This window comes from Stanieria cyanosphaera PCC 7437, assembly GCF_000317575.1.
GTDB lineage: Bacteria > Cyanobacteriota > Cyanobacteriia > Cyanobacteriales > Xenococcaceae > Stanieria > Stanieria cyanosphaera.
On sequence record NC_019748.1, the window covers coordinates 2,861,713 to 2,881,074 of the forward strand.

General features: G+C 33.7%; 20 protein-coding genes. 1 reads left to right on the forward strand and 19 read right to left on the reverse strand.

What is annotated here, in order from left to right:
• Window positions 1-5 precede the first annotated feature (5 nt).
• The 3 genes from STA7437_RS12465 to STA7437_RS12475 all read right to left on the reverse strand — a co-directional run bounded on the left by STA7437_RS12465 (window position 6) and on the right by STA7437_RS12475 (window position 2,967).
• The gene (locus STA7437_RS12465) at window positions 6-548 is read right to left on the reverse strand and encodes a GTP-binding protein (RefSeq protein ID WP_015193743.1); all 543 of its coding nucleotides are present in this window, start codon (window positions 546-548) and stop codon (window positions 6-8) included.
• Window positions 548-1,432: a DUF4388 domain-containing protein gene (locus STA7437_RS12470; protein ID WP_015193744.1), complete on the reverse strand. Its 885-nt coding sequence runs from the start codon at window positions 1,430-1,432 to the stop codon at window positions 548-550. The genes STA7437_RS12465 and STA7437_RS12470 overlap by 1 nt, the downstream gene beginning before the upstream one ends.
• Window positions 1,433-1,872: 440 nt before the next feature.
• Window positions 1,873-2,967 carry a glycosyltransferase family 4 protein gene (locus STA7437_RS12475; RefSeq protein ID WP_015193745.1) on the reverse strand — a complete coding sequence of 365 codons (1,095 nt, stop codon included), beginning with the start codon at window positions 2,965-2,967 and terminating at the stop codon, window positions 1,873-1,875.
• A gap of 168 nt (window positions 2,968-3,135) precedes the next feature.
• Between STA7437_RS12475 and pruA the strand changes: the two genes are divergently transcribed.
• Complete coding sequence (gene pruA / locus STA7437_RS12480) at window positions 3,136-6,117, forward strand: L-glutamate gamma-semialdehyde dehydrogenase (RefSeq protein WP_015193746.1); 2,982 nt, start codon at window positions 3,136-3,138, stop codon at window positions 6,115-6,117.
• Window positions 6,118-6,469: 352 nt separating this feature from the next.
• Here the strand turns inward: pruA and STA7437_RS12485 are convergent, their stop codons facing one another.
• From STA7437_RS12485 to STA7437_RS24900, 16 genes are all read right to left on the reverse strand, one after another.
• Window positions 6,470-7,027, reverse strand: coding sequence for a hypothetical protein (locus STA7437_RS12485; RefSeq protein WP_015193747.1), 558 nt, complete (start codon window positions 7,025-7,027; stop codon window positions 6,470-6,472).
• A 122-nt stretch (window positions 7,028-7,149) separates the two neighbouring features.
• The gene (locus STA7437_RS12490) at window positions 7,150-8,511 is read right to left on the reverse strand and encodes a serine/threonine protein kinase (protein ID WP_015193748.1); all 1,362 of its coding nucleotides are present in this window, start codon (window positions 8,509-8,511) and stop codon (window positions 7,150-7,152) included.
• A 159-nt stretch (window positions 8,512-8,670) separates the two neighbouring features.
• Window positions 8,671-8,895 carry a tetratricopeptide repeat protein gene (locus STA7437_RS27680; RefSeq protein ID WP_083856888.1) on the reverse strand — a complete coding sequence of 75 codons (225 nt, stop codon included), beginning with the start codon at window positions 8,893-8,895 and terminating at the stop codon, window positions 8,671-8,673.
• Window positions 8,892-9,401: a YcxB family protein gene (locus tag STA7437_RS12495; RefSeq protein WP_015193749.1), complete on the reverse strand. Its 510-nt coding sequence runs from the start codon at window positions 9,399-9,401 to the stop codon at window positions 8,892-8,894. The genes STA7437_RS27680 and STA7437_RS12495 overlap by 4 nt, the downstream gene beginning before the upstream one ends.
• 296 nt (window positions 9,402-9,697) lie before the next feature.
• Window positions 9,698-10,261, reverse strand: a complete 564-nt coding sequence (locus tag STA7437_RS12500; protein WP_015193750.1) for a tetratricopeptide repeat protein — start codon at window positions 10,259-10,261, stop codon at window positions 9,698-9,700.
• A 192-nt stretch (window positions 10,262-10,453) separates the two neighbouring features.
• The gene (locus tag STA7437_RS12505) at window positions 10,454-12,625 is read right to left on the reverse strand and encodes a tetratricopeptide repeat protein (RefSeq protein WP_015193751.1); all 2,172 of its coding nucleotides are present in this window, start codon (window positions 12,623-12,625) and stop codon (window positions 10,454-10,456) included.
• 49 nt (window positions 12,626-12,674) lie between these two features.
• On the reverse strand, window positions 12,675-13,226 hold the full coding sequence (locus tag STA7437_RS12510) for a YcxB family protein (protein ID WP_015193752.1): 552 nt from the start codon (window positions 13,224-13,226) through the stop codon (window positions 12,675-12,677).
• Window positions 13,227-13,304: 78 nt separating this feature from the next.
• Window positions 13,305-13,871: a YcxB family protein gene (locus STA7437_RS12515; RefSeq protein ID WP_015193753.1), complete on the reverse strand. Its 567-nt coding sequence runs from the start codon at window positions 13,869-13,871 to the stop codon at window positions 13,305-13,307.
• A 78-nt stretch (window positions 13,872-13,949) separates the two neighbouring features.
• On the reverse strand, window positions 13,950-14,462 hold the full coding sequence (locus STA7437_RS12520; RefSeq protein ID WP_015193754.1) for a YcxB family protein: 513 nt from the start codon (window positions 14,460-14,462) through the stop codon (window positions 13,950-13,952).
• A 71-nt stretch (window positions 14,463-14,533) separates the two neighbouring features.
• Window positions 14,534-14,686: a hypothetical protein gene (locus STA7437_RS26580; protein ID WP_171815432.1), complete on the reverse strand. Its 153-nt coding sequence runs from the start codon at window positions 14,684-14,686 to the stop codon at window positions 14,534-14,536.
• A complete protein-coding gene (locus tag STA7437_RS26185) occupies window positions 14,667-14,840 on the reverse strand; it encodes a tetratricopeptide repeat protein (RefSeq protein ID WP_150109063.1) in 174 nt (57 codons plus the stop codon). The genes STA7437_RS26580 and STA7437_RS26185 overlap by 20 nt, the downstream gene beginning before the upstream one ends.
• Before the next feature lie 143 nt (window positions 14,841-14,983).
• On the reverse strand, window positions 14,984-17,512 hold the full coding sequence (locus tag STA7437_RS24895) for a leucine-rich repeat domain-containing protein (protein WP_015193756.1): 2,529 nt from the start codon (window positions 17,510-17,512) through the stop codon (window positions 14,984-14,986).
• Between the two features lie 35 nt (window positions 17,513-17,547).
• The gene (locus STA7437_RS12535) at window positions 17,548-17,847 is read right to left on the reverse strand and encodes a hypothetical protein (RefSeq protein WP_015193757.1); all 300 of its coding nucleotides are present in this window, start codon (window positions 17,845-17,847) and stop codon (window positions 17,548-17,550) included.
• A gap of 189 nt (window positions 17,848-18,036) precedes the next feature.
• The gene (locus STA7437_RS27685) at window positions 18,037-18,132 is read right to left on the reverse strand and encodes a serpin family protein (protein ID WP_150109064.1); all 96 of its coding nucleotides are present in this window, start codon (window positions 18,130-18,132) and stop codon (window positions 18,037-18,039) included.
• Window positions 18,092-18,385, reverse strand: a complete 294-nt coding sequence (locus STA7437_RS12540; protein ID WP_083856856.1) for a serpin family protein — start codon at window positions 18,383-18,385, stop codon at window positions 18,092-18,094. The genes STA7437_RS27685 and STA7437_RS12540 overlap by 41 nt, the downstream gene beginning before the upstream one ends.
• A gap of 200 nt (window positions 18,386-18,585) precedes the next feature.
• Window positions 18,586-19,284 (reverse strand): tetratricopeptide repeat protein, encoded by a 699-nt coding sequence (locus STA7437_RS24900; RefSeq protein ID WP_015193758.1) that lies wholly within the window; start codon window positions 19,282-19,284, stop codon window positions 18,586-18,588.
• Window positions 19,285-19,362 lie beyond the last annotated feature (78 nt).

Sequence of the window (19,362 nt, forward strand, 5' to 3'; positions counted from 1 at the left end):
GACAATTAGTTAGTTAAAGCATGAGATAACATTTGTTGCAACAAAGACATTAAACACTGGGCAACAGATTTACGTTCTCCAGCGTTAACGGTAACTATAAGTGGACGTTGATTCGGATTACGATAACCTAAAGCTAAAGCAATATCTTCAGTTTCCCAAGCTTCTTCACAATCCATATGAGTCAAACCAATGATCATTGGAATTGGAACTTTTTTGGTCATAAAATTGAGAATCTGACGGCAACTGCGAAAATCTTCAGGACGATGAGCGTCTATTAACATTACCCAAGCATGAGCTTTGGCAATAATAATTTCCCACATAAAATCAAAACGAGATTGTCCAGGAGTACCGTAGATATGTAAAACTTGCTCATCATTTAAAGTGAGTTTACCAAAGTCCATCGCTACGGTTGTATCTTTTTTGAGAGAAGCTACCTCGTCAGTAGCAGGGCGTTCGGTGCTAACAACTTCAATCTCACTAATCGTGCGAATAAAAGTAGTTTTTCCTGCTCCAACATTACCTGCGATCGCGATTTTAAATATTTCCATCAAAAATTTCCTAGAAAACGAAGTAAATTACTAACCAATGAATTATTTACTTTAGGTTGAGTATTTACTGATTGAGTGCCAACAGTTGCTAATTTTGGCTCTGGTAAAATCTGATTTTTATTAGTTGATAAAGAACTTTGAACAGAGATATCAAAAACTGGTAACGCTTCGATCAAATCAGCTACGATTAGACCATAAGCAGCCCTTTGTATGGTTACAATGGGTTGATTAAATGCTTTAGCAAATTGCTGCAAAGATGTTTCTCCATCGGCAAATTTCCAAAGTTTAAATTCTAGTGGTTCAAGTTTTAAATTGTGTTGAGTAACTAACTGTTCTAAAATAGAATTTGATTCTGGTATGACAGATTCTAAATGTTTCCAATTAGTTAATTTTCGCAACCCATTCAAAGCTAATTGTCTTGCTTCAATACTTTCCCCAGTCATTTCGCTCCAGGGCATTTTATCTTGGTCGCTAATATCTTCAAACTTAAACCAACCAAAAGAAATTTCAAACAATTTATAAATTTCTTCTAGTTGAGTTTGAAGAATTAATTGAAGTTGTTGTTTAGTTAAACTTCCGTGCTTATACAAACATAAACCTACTGGTTCTATTGTTGAACACAATTGTCTAATACGCTCTTGTAATTTAGGATGATTAATCAAACCTTGTTGTTCTACAAAAGAGAGTAAGTAAGTATTGCTGAAATTATTAGTAACTGAAACTAATTTACCTTGTTCAAACCAAAGATAGTATGAACCTGCAAATTCTTGTTCTTGTTTTTCTGGTGATGGCTTAATAACTAGCCTGCCAGATTTATATCCAGAATCAATAATTTGCAAGATTTCAGCTAAAGAAAAATTATCTAGAAATCCAGTTAAACTCAAGAGGCAATTACCTCCTTATTGCTTTAATTATTTTGCCATTATAGCTATTAGTTTGTCTTGGTTGACCAGAGTAAAAACGCGTAAAATTATCTTTTATAAATAGGTAAAAAAACTCAATTAATTTATTAATTTATCTAGCTTTTAATCGTAAAATAATAATTAAATTTTCTTTCATTTCAATCAATTGCTTTTAAATATTTATTGGCTTGGATTAAAGTTCATAATTATTTAAAAAATAAGCAAAAAGTATTAAATTATTTTGATATTTATAGCGGTTTTTAGATTAATGAGATACAGTTTATTTCCCTGATTGATTGTTGATAACTGGTAACTGTTAATGATGTGCCTCACCAAGAGGGAGAAAGGCTATAGAAAATATTTTGACTAGCTAGATGAATGATTGTTTTTAATAAAAATTAATGAAGATATATAAAGTTTATTTAGTAGTACTGTTCTAAAACTTGTCGAGTTGCCTCGGCTGTTTTTTGCCAACTAAATTTACTAGCTTGGATTAAACTCAAATGACTTAAATGCGATCGCAATTGATTATTAGTGGCAATTTCTGACATAGCGGATGTGATTTCTTGTACCTGATCAGGATTAATTAAAATTGCTGCATCTCCAGTTATTTCTGGTAAAGAAGCTAAATTAGAAGTAATTACAGGAGTACCACAAGCCATTGCTTCTAAGGCAGGTAAACCAAAACCTTCCCATAAAGTGGGAAAAACTAAAGCGATCGCGCCTTGAATTATAATTGGTAATTCTTGATAAGAAACGTAGTTAAGAAACTTAATTTGTTCGCTAATTCCTAATTCTTTGGCTTGTTGTTTTAATTTAGGTGTATAGCGTGGATCGGTAGAACCTGCTAACCATAATTGATAGTTTGTACATTGGGGTAAATTGGCAAAAGCTTCGATAAGACGATGTAAGTTTTTATAAGGATCGTGACGACCAAGATAAAGAAAATAAGAAGGTGTTTGAGGTATTGTATCTAGTTTTTCTTGTGGTAATCGAGAGAAATTATTTACATCATAACCAAGGAGAATTGGGGTGATTTTTTGAGGAGAAATTCCATAAAAATGAGTAAGATCTTTAGCTGTAGCTTCAGAATTACAAATAATATGTTCTGCTTGTTTTAAAACTTGAGGAACAAGGTAACGAAAATAATTTGTTAAAGGAGAAGTAGTTTTGGGAAAACGTAAAGGAATCAGATCATGACACATTACTACATAACGACATTGTGAATAAATTGGTGCTTCTGTAACAGGAGAAAACAGTAGATTTGCCTGAAGTTTTTGATAAATTTTTGGTAGGAAAAATTGAGTCCAAACTAAACGACGAAAATGACCAATGCTACCTTGAGCAGGAGTTAAATTATGGGGGATTGGATAATAGTTAAAGTCTTTAATTGCATTAGCGGTTAATAAAAGAGGATCGAGCGGGCGCAAATAAGGAATTAGATTAGCTGCATAAGTACTTATTCCTGTTGGTTGTGCCAAAAGAAATGAAAGATTGATAATAATTGAATTAGACAATTGTATTACTGAAAATTATGGTAATTAATTATTTGTACTTTAGATAGTAAAACAGAGCCATAAGAAGTCAACTATTCGTGACTTTTACGTTAAATTTTAAATGAGGGAAAAAGTTATAATCAAAGGTTGCTAAAAAGGCACTAACCAGAACCAGTACAGGAGTCTGCTGTGGTTGTTCAAACTAATACCGACCAACGTTACGAAGCGAAAACCCAGGAAATTGCTAGGGAATTAATCAAAGTTACTAGAGAAAAGGGTAACATTTTTGCCCAAATGCGGGAAGGAATGCGTTGGGATGATAAACTCCTTGATTGGGCAATGAGTAATCCTGGTTTGCGAGTGCAATTGTTCCGCTTTATCGATACAATTCCTGCTCTACAAAGTAAAGCAGAAGTAGCTCGTCATTTGCAACAGTATTTAGGGGATGAGTCAGTTGAGTTACCCTCGGCATTAAAAGGTATTCTCAATTTTAGCGATCCTAATTCTTTTCCCGCCCAAACTGCTGCTGCTACGATTACTAAAGCCGTAGAAACGCTAGCTTATAAATATATTGCGGGGGAAAATATTGCTGAGGTAATTAAAACTATCGAACGTCTGCGAAAAGAAGGCATGGCGTTTACGATTGATTTGTTAGGGGAAGCAGTTATTACTGAGGCTGAGGCACAGTCTTATTTAGATAGATATATTGAATTAATTCAACAGTTATCTCAAAAAGCTCAAACTTGGACACGACAAGCAGGAATTGATTTAGCTGAGGGAAAAGAGATTTCTTCTGTACAGGTATCGGTTAAGTTGACTGCTTTTTATTCTCAATTCGATCCTCTCGATCCTGAAGGTAGTAAAGCGAAGGTATGCGATCGCATTAGAATTTTATTACGAAAAGCGCAAGAGTTGGGTGCTGCGATCCATTTTGATATGGAACAGTATGTTTATAAGGATTTAACTTTAGCAATTTTAAAAGAATTATTATTAGAAGAAGAATTTCGGAATCGTACCGATTTAGGTGTTACTTTACAGGCTTATTTACGAGATTCTTACCAAGATTTACAAGATTTAATTGTCTGGGCAAAACAACGAGGTAATCCCGTAACGGTGAGATTAGTAAAAGGGGCTTATTGGGATCAAGAAACCATCAAATCTTTACAACATCATTGGCAACAACCAGTTTATAACGATAAAGCCGAAACCGATGCTAATTTTGAACGGATGACCTGTTTATTACTAGAAAATCACGAATATTTATCCGCAGCCATTGGTAGCCATAACGTCCGTTCCCAAGCCTTAGCTTGTGCGATCGCAGAAACTCTGCAAATTCCTGCCCGTCGGTTTGAAATGCAGGTTTTATACGGCATGGGAGATAAATTAGCTAAAGCTTTGGTTAAAAGAGGGCATCGAGTGAGAGTTTATTGTCCCTACGGTAATCTTTTACCAGGGATGGCTTATCTGATTCGGAGATTATTGGAAAATACGGCAAATAGTTCTTTTTTAAGGCAAAATTTAGAAGAAAAACCGATTGAATCTTTAATTGCACCACCAACAGTAGAAGCGAATGGTATTCGCCCACAATCTTCATCAAATAATCAATTTGCTAATGCACCAGATACAGATTATGCCCAGGCAGAATTAAGGCAAAAAGGACAACAAGCTTTAGAACAAGTGCGTAATTCCCTTGGTAAAACCTATCTACCTTTGATTGATGGAGAATACGTTGAAACAGCCGAATATATCAATTCAGTTAATCCTTCGAGATCAAGCGAGATAGTAGGCAAAATTGGCTTAATTTCCGTCGAACAAGCCGAACAAGCCATGCAAGCAGCTAAAACAGCCTTTCCCACTTGGCAAAAAACTCCCGCTACAGAAAGGGCAGCAATTCTAAGAAAAGCAGCCCAAATCATGGAGGAAAAAAGACACGAACTTAACGCCTGGATCTGCTTAGAAGTAGGGAAAATCTTACCTCAAGCTGATGCCGAAGTATCCGAAGCGATTGACTTTTGTAGATACTACGCCGACGAAATGGAAAGATTAGATAGCGGTTACAACTACGACATTGCAGGAGAAACCAACCGCTACTTCTATCAACCAAGAGGAATTGCTGTAGTTATTTCCCCGTGGAACTTTCCGTTTGCGATCGCAACTGGAATGACAGTAGCAGCTTTAGTTACAGGCAACTGTACCCTCCTTAAACCTGCGGAAACTTCTTCCGTAATTGCAGCCAAAATTATCGAAATTCTAGTTCAAGCTGGTATTCCTAAAGGGGTGATTCAATTTGTGCCTGGAAAAGGTTCTCAAGTAGGCGCATACATGGTTGAACACCCAGATACCCATGTAATCGCTTTTACGGGTTCGCGAGAAGTCGGTTGTCGCATCTATGCCGAGGCAGCTAAATTAAAACCAGAACAAAAACACCTCAAACGAGTCATTGCGGAAATGGGTGGAAAAAATGCCATTATCGTTGATGAAAGTGCCGATTTAGACCAAGCTGTGGCAGGAGTAGTTTCATCCGCTTTTGGATATACTGGTCAAAAATGTTCTGCTTGTTCCAGGGTAATCGTCCTCGAACCTATTTACAACACTTTCATTGAAAGATTAGTAGAAGCAACCAAATCCCTCAATGTCGGCGTGGCAGATGCACCCAGTACCCAAGTAGGCCCCGTCATTGATGCTAATGCACGCGATCGCATTTTAGAATATATTGCCAAGGGTAAGGAAGAATGTCAACTTGCTTTATCAATGTCTGCCCCCGATGGTGGTTATTTCATTCCCCCAACTATTTTTAGTGATGTTTCTCCTGATGCAACTATTGCCCAAGAAGAAATATTTGGTCCCGTCTTAGCCGTAATAAAAGCTAGTAACTTTGACGAAGCCTTAACCATTGCCAACAGCACCGATTATGCCCTTACTGGAGGCTTATATTCCCGTACTCCCGATCATATCGACCGCGCTTACCAAGAATTTGAAGTCGGTAACTTATATATCAACCGTACCATTACAGGCGCGATCGTAGCTCGACAACCTTTTGGTGGGTTTAAACTTTCTGGAGTTGGTTCTAAAGCAGGAGGTCCCGATTATTTACTACAATTTTTAGAACCTCGTGTAGTGACAGAAAATATTCAACGTCAAGGTTTTGCACCGATTGAAGGAGTAGATTAGAACAGTCATCAGTGACCAGTTATCAGTTATCAGTTATCAGTAGGGATGTAGTAGACTATGTCTCTATTTTTATATTTATTCAAAATAATCTTACTTCCAATAGGTTTGCCATTATACATTTTTTGATTTCTAATTTTTTAATAACTGAAATTAGTACAATAATGACACGCAAGAGGAAATTTTACAATTAACTAAAGCACGCTCGCTTCTAAATAATTAAAGACACAATGGTAAAGAAAATAAAATCAATCCGCTTCTTATTTAATTGTTTCAGTAACAAAGAAAATTAAGATTAAAATTATTTTTATCGTTCGTTTTAATAATATTTATTTTTAAAATTAACTCTAAACTTTTAACGCTGTATTTCAAAGTTTGAAATACATTTTTCAGAATCATAATAATGATAAGATGCTCTAACAAATCGCTGCTTTTTACTTAGATTGGATATTACATTATTCACTTCCTCGTAACGATAGTCGTTACCCATATAGTTATAGTTATTGAAACATTTAATGCTTTTAATATCAAACATAACAAATTTTTTTTCTTCTATTTGAAAAGATTTAATCCATTTTTTTTCAGATGAATAGTCATCGAAAAGCTCGGTCGATGTAATTTTAATTTTCCCTTCAACAACAAGCTCATTTTTAATTTTATCTGGCAGCAAAAAAATATTATAAAATGTACTACAACCATACAATAAAATAAAAACTAAAGGCATGGCTACAATAACAATTGAGAAAAATTTATCGTTTAATTTTGAAAATTCTTCTTGTCTAATTTCTCTATGATTGCGATTCTCATAAGTAAGATAGATAGCAATAACCCAAGCAATGAAAAAGGAAGCAACAAGCGGAACTTGATAGGGAATCGGCTTGATATTGTCAAAAATAACTTGATAATGAATCATTTGTTTGTATATAAGAACTTTTCTTTGTTGTTCAAGTAATTATAGGTAAAAATTTTTTTTATAATGCGTATTTAATATATTTTTTTACGTTTTTATTTAGCTACTTATAAAGCGATCGCTTTTTATTCATCATTATGATGAATTGGTAGTTGTAACCAATCACTTAATTCTCTAGACAACCAATTTAATTCAGCTTCATTTAAGCCTTTAATTTCATATTTTTTTAGTTCATTTTTATTTCTGCCAGCCCAAATAATAATCTTATTCAAGACAATATTTTCAAATCTATCTGTTTCTAGTTTATCTAGTTTATATATAAATGAATTAGATGTAGGTGGAATAATATCGTATTTAAATTTAAATACTTGATAAGTTAAAGCAATTTTTTGTTTTTCAATAATTAACTTTTTTTTTACAAATAAAGGTAAGATATTGTCTTGTATGTAATATACAGATGAAATACATATAATTCCCACAAATATTATTAAAACGGCTAATGCACCTGGCTCTAATACAACGAAAACCAAAAATCCTATAACTATAATTATAAAATCTAGTAATGATAACTTTGTTGTTTTTGGCTCAATAATTATTTCTAATCTATTTACACTTTTCTGCAAATAAAATTTTTGTCTATCACTTAATTCAACAACATTTAAATCGTTTGATTCGGATTGAGATAAATTAATTAAATTATCTAAAGCAACTTGAGCAGAACTAAAACGTTTATCTAAACTTGGTTCAATCATTCTTTTTAACCAATCTTTTAATTGAATACTGAGATTAACAACCCTTTCAAATTGAATTCTTCCCTCTTGTTGAGGTAAATCAGCAGGTTCAATTCTGGTAACTAAATTAATTAAAGTTGCTCCTAAACTATAAAGATCTGAAGCAAGTATACAGCGATCGCCAAATTGTTCGGGAGGCATATAACCATAAGTTCCCACAATAGTAATTGTTCCTTCTTGTTTGGCTGCTACATTTTGTACCGAACCAAAATCAATTAAATAAACATCTCCAATATGATTACCAGAGCGATTTGTTAATAAGATATTACTGGGTTTCAGATCTCGATGAATTATAGGAGGATTTTGTGAGTGTAAGTAAATGAGAATTTTGAGAATTTGTTCGGCTAATTGTTTAATTTCTGCTTCAGTAAAAGTTCTACCTTTATCAAGTTGTTCGGCTAGAGATTGAGCTTGAATATAAGTTTGAACTAAAGCAAATCCTTGATATTCTGGTGAATTTATTTCAAAGTAATCTAGATATTTAGGTATGGCAGGATGATTAATATTTTGGAGAGTTTGAGCTTCTCTTTCAAAGAGTTTAAGTTGTTCCCATTGAAAGTCTAAACCGAATTGAAGAAGTTTAACTACAACTAATTCTTCGGTTTGTATGTCTTTAGCTAAAAGAGTTTCTCGTCCACCTCGCTTGCCTAATTGCTTTTGAATTAGATAGCGATTGCATAAAATTTCCTCTTTCATAAAGATTTAAAATCTAGCAATTATCAACGTTTATTTTTTGAAGTGATTTGGCAAGGTAATTATCTAGAAAATTACTAAATATAAGGCATATTTAATTAATTTATCGACATTTTTATTTAGCTACTTATAACGCGATTGAAATGAATTTTATGTACTAACTTACTTCAAAAAGCTGAATACATTCTGCACAGCCTGAGTTAATTTCTGCCACTTGGGTTTTATCACTCGATTTGTCACCATGTCGGGATTAATTGAATTGCATTTCCTGAAACTAGCGAATGCTTCTTTTTTACGACCTAAATTAGATAGGACAATGCCTCGTTCAAACCAAATTTCAGCGTAATTGGGATTGATTTCTAATATATTTGATGGATAAACACTTATTGTTTTTTAGGAACTCGCTCGGCAACTAACTGACGAAATTGCTGCCAATCTTCTTCAGAATTAAAAAAGCTACTAGGTAGAATAAATGCTTGATTAATCGCTATGTAAAGTAGAATGATATTTTCTACTTCTTTATATTTCAGCATTACGTTCCAGGGAAATTTTGATTCTCCGTAAGAAGAGTTACAGACAAAATTTTCTTCTGTGGCTACTCCAGAAAACCCTTCTTGTATTGACTTATTAGATTGCCAAACTTTTTTGATCTGTCGCTTTGTAAGTTGAGGAAGAAGTAACAACAATAGTAGTATAGATATATCAAAAGAGAAGCGTGGACTTGCTATATATTCTGGAATACCTATCGCTTCAACAATCATCAAGCCCAAATAAAACCAAGGAAACCATTTGCCAATAAATCTTGCCCAAGGCGGTCGGCAATATTGATTAAATTTATAAAAATGTTCTTCTGATAAAATACCGTTAAAATGAATTTCTATTTGTTCGGACATATTTTTTGAAGATTTTTTAAAGTTAAATTTAAATTACGTTGAGTAGGAAAAATAAATGCAACCTTGTTGCCTGTGACACGGCTTAAGATTTGCTCTTTCATAATGATTTAAAATGTGGCAATCATTAATGTTTATTTTTTGCTCATGATTTAGTAATCTAAAAGTTTTTAAAACTCAAACTGATTTGAAGTAAAACTTGATAAAATTGATATTTTCAACTCAATCTTGCGAGGGAATAGCGTTTAACTTATTTCAGGTTGGGAGTAAAAAAATTTATTGTATATTTTGAATTCCATTTAATGTATTTTGATACCCTTCCGTATTACCTCGTTGTTCATATTCAGTTCGATAGCACGATTAAAATCGGCATTCGCTTTTTCATCTTGTCGTAATGTTTGGTAGGCTAAACCGCGATTATAGTATGCGTTGGCAGACTGAGGATCGAGTTCGATGGCGCGATCAAAATCTGCGATCGCTTCTGCATATTCTAGTAATCTTGCGTAAGCTTTGCCACGAGCAACGTAGGTTTCGGCAGACTGAGGATTGAGTTCGATAGCGCGACTATAATCAGCGATCTCTTTTTCAGATTGTCCTAATAGTCCGTAAGCTGCGCCACGATTAAAGTAAGCCTTTGCGAATTTAGGAGCGAGTTCGATGGCACGATTAAAATTGGCGATCGCTTTTTCATATTCTTGTTGATCGATATATTCTTTACCGCGATCGACAAATACTTTAGGATCATTTGAGTGGTTTTGCACTATTGCTGCGGGGAATTCAGCAACAATTTTTTCTTGACTTTGAATTTCGGCAATGCTGTGAAGATTTAACATAGCCGACATTACCATAGTTGTAACTAGCATAAATATCTTCAAAGATTTTATAGTCTTAAATATTGTGAAAGCTAAACCAAATTACTTTATTGTTGGAGATTGTTCTTGAGTAAGATTGTTTTAATTTTGAGACTTAACGTTTTCTAGAAGATGTATATTTTTTAAGTAAACCGTAACTCAACAGTGTCGCCAACAAGATCACGAGTAGACTAAAAATAGTTTTTACGACAGTTTTAAATAGCGGTCGTAACTAGCAGCAGCTTCTTCCTCTCTACCTAAATTATCTAAGACAATGGCACGGTTATACCAAACCAAAGCATTATTTGGTTGTAATTCAATCGCACGCTCAAAGTTAGTCAATGCTTCTTCATATCGTTGTAAGCGATCGCAAAGTAATGCCCCTTTATTAAGCCAAGCATTAACATTATTTGGTTGTAATTCAAGAGCGCGATCATAACTAGCTAAAGCTGCCTCTAATCTATCTAAATTAATCAAAGCAACACCACGATTAACCCAAGCATTAACATTATTTGGTTGTAATTCAATCACACGCTCAAAGCTAGTCAATGCTTCTTCATATCGCTGTAGATAATCGCAAAGTAACGCACCCTGACTGAGCCAAGCATGAGGATTTTTTGGTTGTAATTCAAGAGCACGCTTGTAACTAGCAACAGCTTCCTCTAATCTATTTAAATTAATCAAAGCAACACCACGATTAACCCAAACATTAGGATTCTCTGGCGCAAACTTCAGTGCTTGATTAAAATTAGTCAATGCTTCTTCATATCGCTGTAGATAATCGCAAAGTAACGCACCTTGACTGAGCCAAGCATGAGGATTTTTTGGTTGTAATTCAAGAGCACGCTTGTAACTAGCAACAGCTTCCTCTAATCTATTTAAATTAATCAAAGCAACACCACGATTAACCCAAACATTAGGATTCTCTGGCGCAAACTTCAGTGCTTGATTAAAATTAGTCAATGCTTCTTCATATCGCTGTAGATAATCGCAAAGTAACGCACCTTGATAAAGCAAAGCCAAAGCATGATCTGGTTGTAATTTAATAACGCGCTCATAACTAGTAACGGCTTCCTCTAATCTATTTAAATTATCTAGTGTTTTGCCTCGTTCAAACCAAGCTTCAACGTAATTGGGATTGATTTCTAAAGCGCGATCGCAACTAGCTAACGCTTCTTCATGACGTTTTAGATCATTTAAGGCAATGCCACGATTATGCCAAGCACTAGCATCATCTGATTTTAATTCAATAGAGCGATCGTAACTGGCTACGGCTTCCTTCAATCTCCCTAAATTTTTCAAGGCAATGCCACGATTATGCCAAACAGTAGCATCATCTGGTTTTAATTCAATAGAGCGATCGTAACTAGCAATTGCTTCTTCATCGCATTTTAATTTCAATAGTGCATTACCACGGTTAAACCAAGCACTAGCATCATTTGGTTTTAATTTAATAGCGCGCTCGTAACTAGCAACCGCTTCCTCTAATCTCCCTAAATTTTTTAAGCCAATGCCATGGTTAAACCAAATATTAGCATCATTTGGTTTTAATTCAAGAGCGCGATTGTAACTGACAACCGCTTCCTCTAATCTCCCTAAATCATTCAAAACATTGCCACGCTTAAACCAAGCAGTAGCATCATCTGGTTTTAATTCAAGAGCGCGATCATAATTGGCAACTGCTTCATTTAATCTCCCTAAATCATTCAAAACATTGCCACGGTTATACCAAGCGTTAGCATCATCTGGTTTTAATTCAAGAGCGCGATTGTAACTGACAACCGCTTCCTCTAATCTCCCTAAATTCGTCAAAACATTGCTATGATTAAGCCAAACAGTAGCATCATCTGGTTTTAATTCGATAACGCGATTGTAACTAGCAATTGCTTCTTGTAATCTGCCTAATAAATGCAACGTATAACCATGATTATGCCAAATAAAATCAAACTCGGGAGCTAATTTAGTAGCACGCTCACAACTAGCTAAAGCTTCTTCTAATCTGCCTAAATTTCTCAAGGCAATGCCACGATTATGCCAAGCAAAAGCAAGATCGGAATTTAATTCGATAGCGTGATTGTAACTAGCTAAAGCTTCTTCTAATCTCCCTAGATCATCCAAAGCATTGCCACGATTATACCAAGCAGTAGCATCATCTGGTTGTAATTCGATAGCGCGATCATAATTGGCAACTGCTTCATTTAATCTCCCTAAATTGCTCAAAGTAATGGCGCGGTTATACCAAGCGTTAGCATCATCTGGTTTTAATTCAATAGCGCGATCGTAACTAGCTAAAGCTTCTTCATAATTTTTAGCTTGATTAGATTCTAATCCTTGTTGAACAAAAGACTCTGCATCTGAATTTATATTTTCACTCATGGGAGTTCTTTATCCTTTTAATATTTAATAACAACATGAAAATAAATTTTTATTTTTTAGGAACTTTACTGATAACTAACCGACGAAATTGTTGCCAGTCTTCTTCAGAATAAAAAAAGTTTCGAGGTATAATAAGAGTCTGATTAATTACTGTATCAAGGATAATTGTATTTTTAGCTTCTTTATATTTCAGCATTGCGTCCCAGGGAAATATTGACTCTCCATAAGGAGAATTCCAGAACAAAGTTGGCTCTGTTGCTACTCCAGAAAAATTTCCTTGAATTAATTTATTCGATTGCAAAATTTTTTTTATTTGTCTTTTTATAAAAAGCCAAGGAGACATAAAGAACAAAAAAAGAAGCAAAAATATATTATATAAAAAAGAAGAGTTTACTGATATATAGCCAGGTTTATAAAGAGGGGAACTTACTGATATATAACCAAGTATACTTAGTAGTGTATATATCATTAAGCCTAAAAAAATCCACGGAAGCCATTTAAGAAAAAAATTGAACCATATTGGCTGATAATGGTGGTGAAGATGATAAAGATACTTTTTTGTTAAAGTACCACTAAATTGAATTTCTATTTGTTCAGACATATTTTTTGAACATTTTCAAAAGCTAAATTTTAATTACGTTGGGCATGAAAAATAAATGCAATTAAATTTATCTACTTATTATTTTTTAGGAACTTTACTGGTAACTAACTGACGAAATTCTTGCCAGTCTTCTTCAGAATAAAAAAAGTTCCGAGGTATAATCAATGCTCGATCAATTTCCGTGTAAAGCATCATGATATTTTTTACTTCTCGATATTTAAGCATTACATCCCAGGGGAATCTTGATTCTCCATAAGGATGATTCCAGAACAAAGTTTTCTCTGTTGCTACTCCAGAGAAATTTCCATGAATTAATTTATTAGATTGCCAAGCTTTTTTGCTATTTTGCTTGGTAGATTGAAAGAATAGCCATAAAAAACATATAAAGATAAACACATCACCAATAACATCACTAATAACCTCATCAAAACTTAATGGTATATCTCTAGGATTACCTAGCCCTTTAATTATCATTGAGTACAAATTAAACCAAGACAACCATCTAACTATCGTTAAGCCTAAATAAAACCAAAACAACCATTTAAAAAAAAATTCTATCCATGTTGGCAAACAATATTGTTTATAAATATAAAAATGCTCTTCAGTTAAAATACCACCAAAGTGAATTTCTATTTTTTCAGGCATATTTTTTCAATATTTTTTAAGGTTAAATTTAAATTACGTTTGGTATGAAAAATAAATGCAATTGAATTTATTTACCTATTATTTTTTAGTAACTTTATCGGCAACTAACTGACGAAATTGCTGCCAATCTTCTTCAGAATTAAAAAAGCTACGAGGTACAATAAGTGCTTGATTAATTCCTGTGTAAAGCATAATTATGTTTTTAGCTTCTTGATATTTCAGTATTTTATTCCAGGAAAATTTAGATAACCCATAAAGATGATTATCCCAAAACAAAGTTTGCTCTCTTGCTACTCCAGAGAAATTTCCTTGAATTAATTTATTAGATTGCAAAATTTTTTTTATCTGTCGTTTTCTAGATAATAACCATAGAATAAATATATCATAAAAAAGAGCGGGACTTACTGGTATATATCCAGGAATCCGTAGTGCTTTAACTATCATTAAACCTAGATAAAACCAAAACAACCATTTAAAGTATTTTGAGAAAAACTCTAACCATGTCGGCAGGCAATATTGATGATAAATATGAAGATGTTCTTCTGTTAAAGTACCGCTAAAGTGAATTTCTATTTCATTTTTTTCAGGCATATATTTTGAAGATTTTTAAAAGTTAAATTAAAATTACGTTGAGTATTAAAAATAAATGCAATCTCGTTTACCTAATTAGAATATAAATATTGGAATGTTCTACTATCAACTTTCTGTTTGCCTGATAATACTGCACAAGTTTCAGCAGACATCTGGGGAATGTCGATTTTAGCGATCGCAGCTTTTGGGTAAACACAGCAAATACTACTTATAACCGCGATCACAACTAGCTAACTCTTCTTCATAGCATTTTAAAATATACAGTGCATTACCACGGTTAACCAAAAAAGCAACATAATCGGGTTTTATTTCAATAGCGCGATCGTAACTGGCAACAGAATCCTGAATTCTCAAAAAAATGAATTGTCTAAAAATCATTTTTAATTCAGTCGTCAAGGAATTATCCAACTCTAATTCTGGCTTCGAGTAAAATACTAAACCTTATTAAATTCATTAATAGAGATAGGCAATAGGCAAGAGAGAAATAAAGTGTGTAATTAATTTTGTTTAACTACTTAGCTTTAAGTTTCAATTGCAAATTCTTCAGGATCGATCTCCCAATTTACCCAACGAACTGCTTCTCTTGCCGAATTAATATTAGATGGTACTCGCAGTGCATGAATTAATTCTGTGCTAGGACAAATCATTTTTAAAATATGTATTGGTTCTTCAATTACCTCATAACCATTGCGATAAGTTTTAGGATCGATTTCTATCCTCAATAAAACATATTCTCGCCAAGAATCTAGTTCTATTGCTTGTAATTCTTCACACAGTCGACCATAGCCAATTTCTTGAAGTAAAATTCTTCTTAATTCACTATTAGTTTCTTCTAAAATCCATTGCGATCGCCATTGATGGTAAGACAATTGACCATATTTAGTTGGAAGTTCGACACCATGATAGTAATAACCAGTATGCCAACCATCAATAAACTGAAATGCTGGTTCTCCTTCTGCATGAAAACGATTTTCTTCGTCTAGAGAAAATTTGCTTGGGCGATCGCAGATGATACATACTTTTTCATAAGGAATTACCCAAGGACAATGTTCTAAAAGTTGATGCAATATTTCAAAAGCTTGTTGAATTTCTGGCTCGATGCGATCGAGTCTAGAAATAAACCAATCGATTAAAGTAATTTCTTTTGATAATTCTATTGGGGTAATGACATCGATGCAATTAATTTTACAAAGATCGATTATTTGATTACTAGAGAATCCATGTTCTTTTAGCTCGAATAATAATTTTCTACTAATCCGTCGATGAGATATCAATAAATTTCTGGTATGTTGATATAACTTATATTTAAGATATTTTCCTAATTGCCGTTCATTTCTGTCGGTTAAATATTCATTAGCTATAGTAGGACCATCACAAAAAATAATTTCTGGCATTGGATATCCTATCGCAACATAAGCAGCATTAATTGTTTTAATTGCATCCGTGCGACAGATTCTTTGGGTAGAAAGAGCAAGCGATCGCAAGTTATTTGGTAAAGAATTTAGTTGATTTATTCGCTCGATTGTCGACCACCACGACCTTCTTAGATATAGGAAAGTCAGATTAGTTAGGGATATTAGTGGAGTAAAATCGCTAATTTCATTTTTATTTAAAGTTAAGTTAGTCAGCTTAGTTAGAGATTGTAATGGAGTAAAATCTGTAATTTGAGTGCTATGTGAATTAGTGTAAGTTAAGTTAGTCAGATTAGTTAAAGATTGTAATGGAGTAAGATCGCTAATTTGATTTTTAACGAGACATAAACTAGTCAGATTAGTTAAAGATTGTAATGGAGTAAGATCGCTAATTTGATTCTTATTGAGAGTCAAACTAGTTAGATTAGTTAGAGATTGTAATGGAGTAAGATCGCTAATTTGATTTTTATTGAGAGCCAAACTAGTTAGATTAGTTAGAGATTGTAATGGAGTAAGATCGCTAATTTGATTTTTATTGAGAGCCAAACTAGTCAGATTAGTTAGAGATTGTAATGGAATAAGATCGCTAATTTGATTTTTATTTAAAATTAAGTTAGTCAGCTTAGTTAAAGCTCCCAATGAACTAAAATCATTAATTTCATTTTCAATGAGACATAAACTAGTCAGTTTAGGAAAAGCTCCTAGTAGGCTTATATTGTTAATAGAAAAACCTTTAAGAGTCAGTTGAGTAAGATTAGTCAAAGACTGCAACACACTTAAATCGATAGTTCCATAGCCATTGAGAGTCAGATGAGTAAGATTAGTTAAAGACTGCAATGCACTTAAATCGCTCGCTCGATTTACTTGAACTTTAATACTTCTCAGTGATAAATGAGTTAGTTTGGTCAAAGATTGTAAAAAACTGATATTATTCAATTGACTAGCCCTCACCGAGAGTTGGGTAAGATTAGTCAAATATTTCAGTGGAATAAGATTTTTGGCATCGTAGACTCTAACACTTAAACTAGTTAAATTAATTAGAGATTTAAGTGGAGTTAAATCTTCAATTGGACTATGCTTGAGATTCAATTCTCTTAAGTTAGTCAAGGATTGAAGTGGACTTATATCTTTAATTGGATTAGCACTAAGCTCTAATTTTTCTAACTTAGCTAGCGATCGCAATGGCTTTAGGTCTGTGATATGATTATGAGTGTAATGAAAAGTACGACCATAAATTAGAACATTTGGAGTACTCAAGTTAAGACTAGTCAAGTTAGTTAAACTCTTGATTCGATCTAAATTGTCATCGTCAATCTCACAATCGAGCAAACTTAATGTAGTTAATTTCGTTAATGATTGCAGTACACTTAAATCGTTACCAGACCAAGAACCAGAACCATTTAGCTGTTGTAAATTTGGTAAACATTGCAACAGTCGAAAATCCTTGCCTAAATTTCTGACGATTTCGTTGTTTAAATTTAGTTTGGTAGACTTTAATAGTAGTTGTTCTGCTTCTTCATAGTCATCTGTACCAGAAAGTTTTAAAAGCCTTTCTAATGTGTTTCTGGTTGCTTCTGGAAGTTGGTTTTGATGTTCGTATAAGTAAGCAAAAGATTGAAAATTTTCTGTTTTATCCATGAGTAAATCTCCAATAATTCGTAACTTCCTATGATTTAGTCAGCAACATAACGCCAACCCCTTGGTTCGTATTCTCGTTGAATTTTAACCATCCAATTTCCACCAGGAATAGAAATAGTTTGGTGTTCTTCGTGAGATAAAGTTGCTGTCTGTGAAAGTATTTTTAAATAAAGGGTGTCGTTTGTTTGATATAGTTCTGCTTGTCCTTCGCTGATGCGGTGTTTATGTCCAGTGACTTCCCCTTCAGCTAGAGTTAGATGAGTGAGAAGTTGTCCTTCTGTTTGTTCAGTGGGGATAAGGATCACATCCCCTTGTCGAATTGGTTTTTTATTCATATCAACAAATGTGTGAACTTAATTGACGCTATTTCGGGTATCTATAAATAAGTTTGCACGAGGTTAGTATCTTAGTATGTAAAAATCCTAGATATAATGCAAATTTCGATAATTTATTAAAAAAGAAATACAGCAAGAAATTTGTTTTTATGTCGCGATCGCAGTTTACCAACGATCAAGCGATCATAATTAAATTGAAATTGGTTCTCTAATAAATCCCATAAATAAAATTACACCCATTTGATTATCTCGAATTGCACAAAAGAAAGGGCGATCTACTATCATTATTAAATGTTTTCTTTTTTTTAGTAGAAGCCATGGCAGATGGAACTACCATTGCAGTCACAGCAATCGCTTCTGTCTCTTTTTCATTAACTTCCACTAAAGTTTTATGTAGAATTTTACTAATCATCAAAGGTTCTGTACTTATTCCTTGAAAATTGGCATCTTCTTCATCGAAAGCTCTACCCATACCAAGATTTCTCAGCACATTATTTAGATCGGCTTCGTATTCTAGTTTGAACCGTGGTAATGCTATAAAACTTTCTAACTTCTCAAACGAATTTGTTTAAGTTTGAGCTTTGACGTTTTCTAAAAAAATTAAATTTTTTAATAGCAAAACTAATCAGTTTAAGTAAACCGTAGCCTAACAGTGTTACACATAGTATTGCAATTAGATCGAAACTTAGTAATATACAATTTTTAAAAACCTTATGCTCATTTTATGTAACACTTCAGTTAAATTTGTTCTAACAACTTTAAAACTCTTTGATAATTATCTTGATCGCCTTGAGCTTGAAATAATTTAGCTGCAATTTGATAATCTGCGATCGCGTTTTGTTTATTCCCTAAATATTGCTCTGCCAAACCTCGGTTAGCATAACCAAGAGGATTGTTCGGTTCTAGACGAATTGCTTCTGTATAATCTGCGATCGCTTCTTGATAGTATTTGCGGTCATAACGGGCTGTACCTCTTGCCAAATAAGCCTTAGCATCATTAGGATGAAGACGAATCGCTTCATCATATTTTGCCATCTCCTGTTGCTCGTTGGTTTGAGATGTATTGGTGTTATTAGGCTCGGTATTGGTTAAATTTGATAAGGGGGTGGAATCAGTATTTACAATTGGATTGTTTGCAAAAGGATTACTTGCTCGCTTACGTTGTTGATAATCTAGGTAGGCTTGAGGGCATTGCTGAATGACTTGTTTATAAAGAGCGATTGCAACGGGATTGGGATCGGCAAAATCTTCTTCAAGCAATAATAAATACTGAAGTGTGCGACTATCGAGTTTTTGTTTACCTGAGAGTACCGCACAAGTTTCAGCAGACATCCGAGGAATATCGATTTGAGCAGTCACTGCTTTTGGATAAATACAGCAAATCGTACTCAATAAAGCGATCGCACTAGATTGAGAAATTAGGTGTGTAGATTTCATTTCCTCTGCTGGTTTCTTCTATTTAGGAGGAATCAATTAAGCTTAATTGTAATCTTAGATAATCCTGTTTGATTAAGT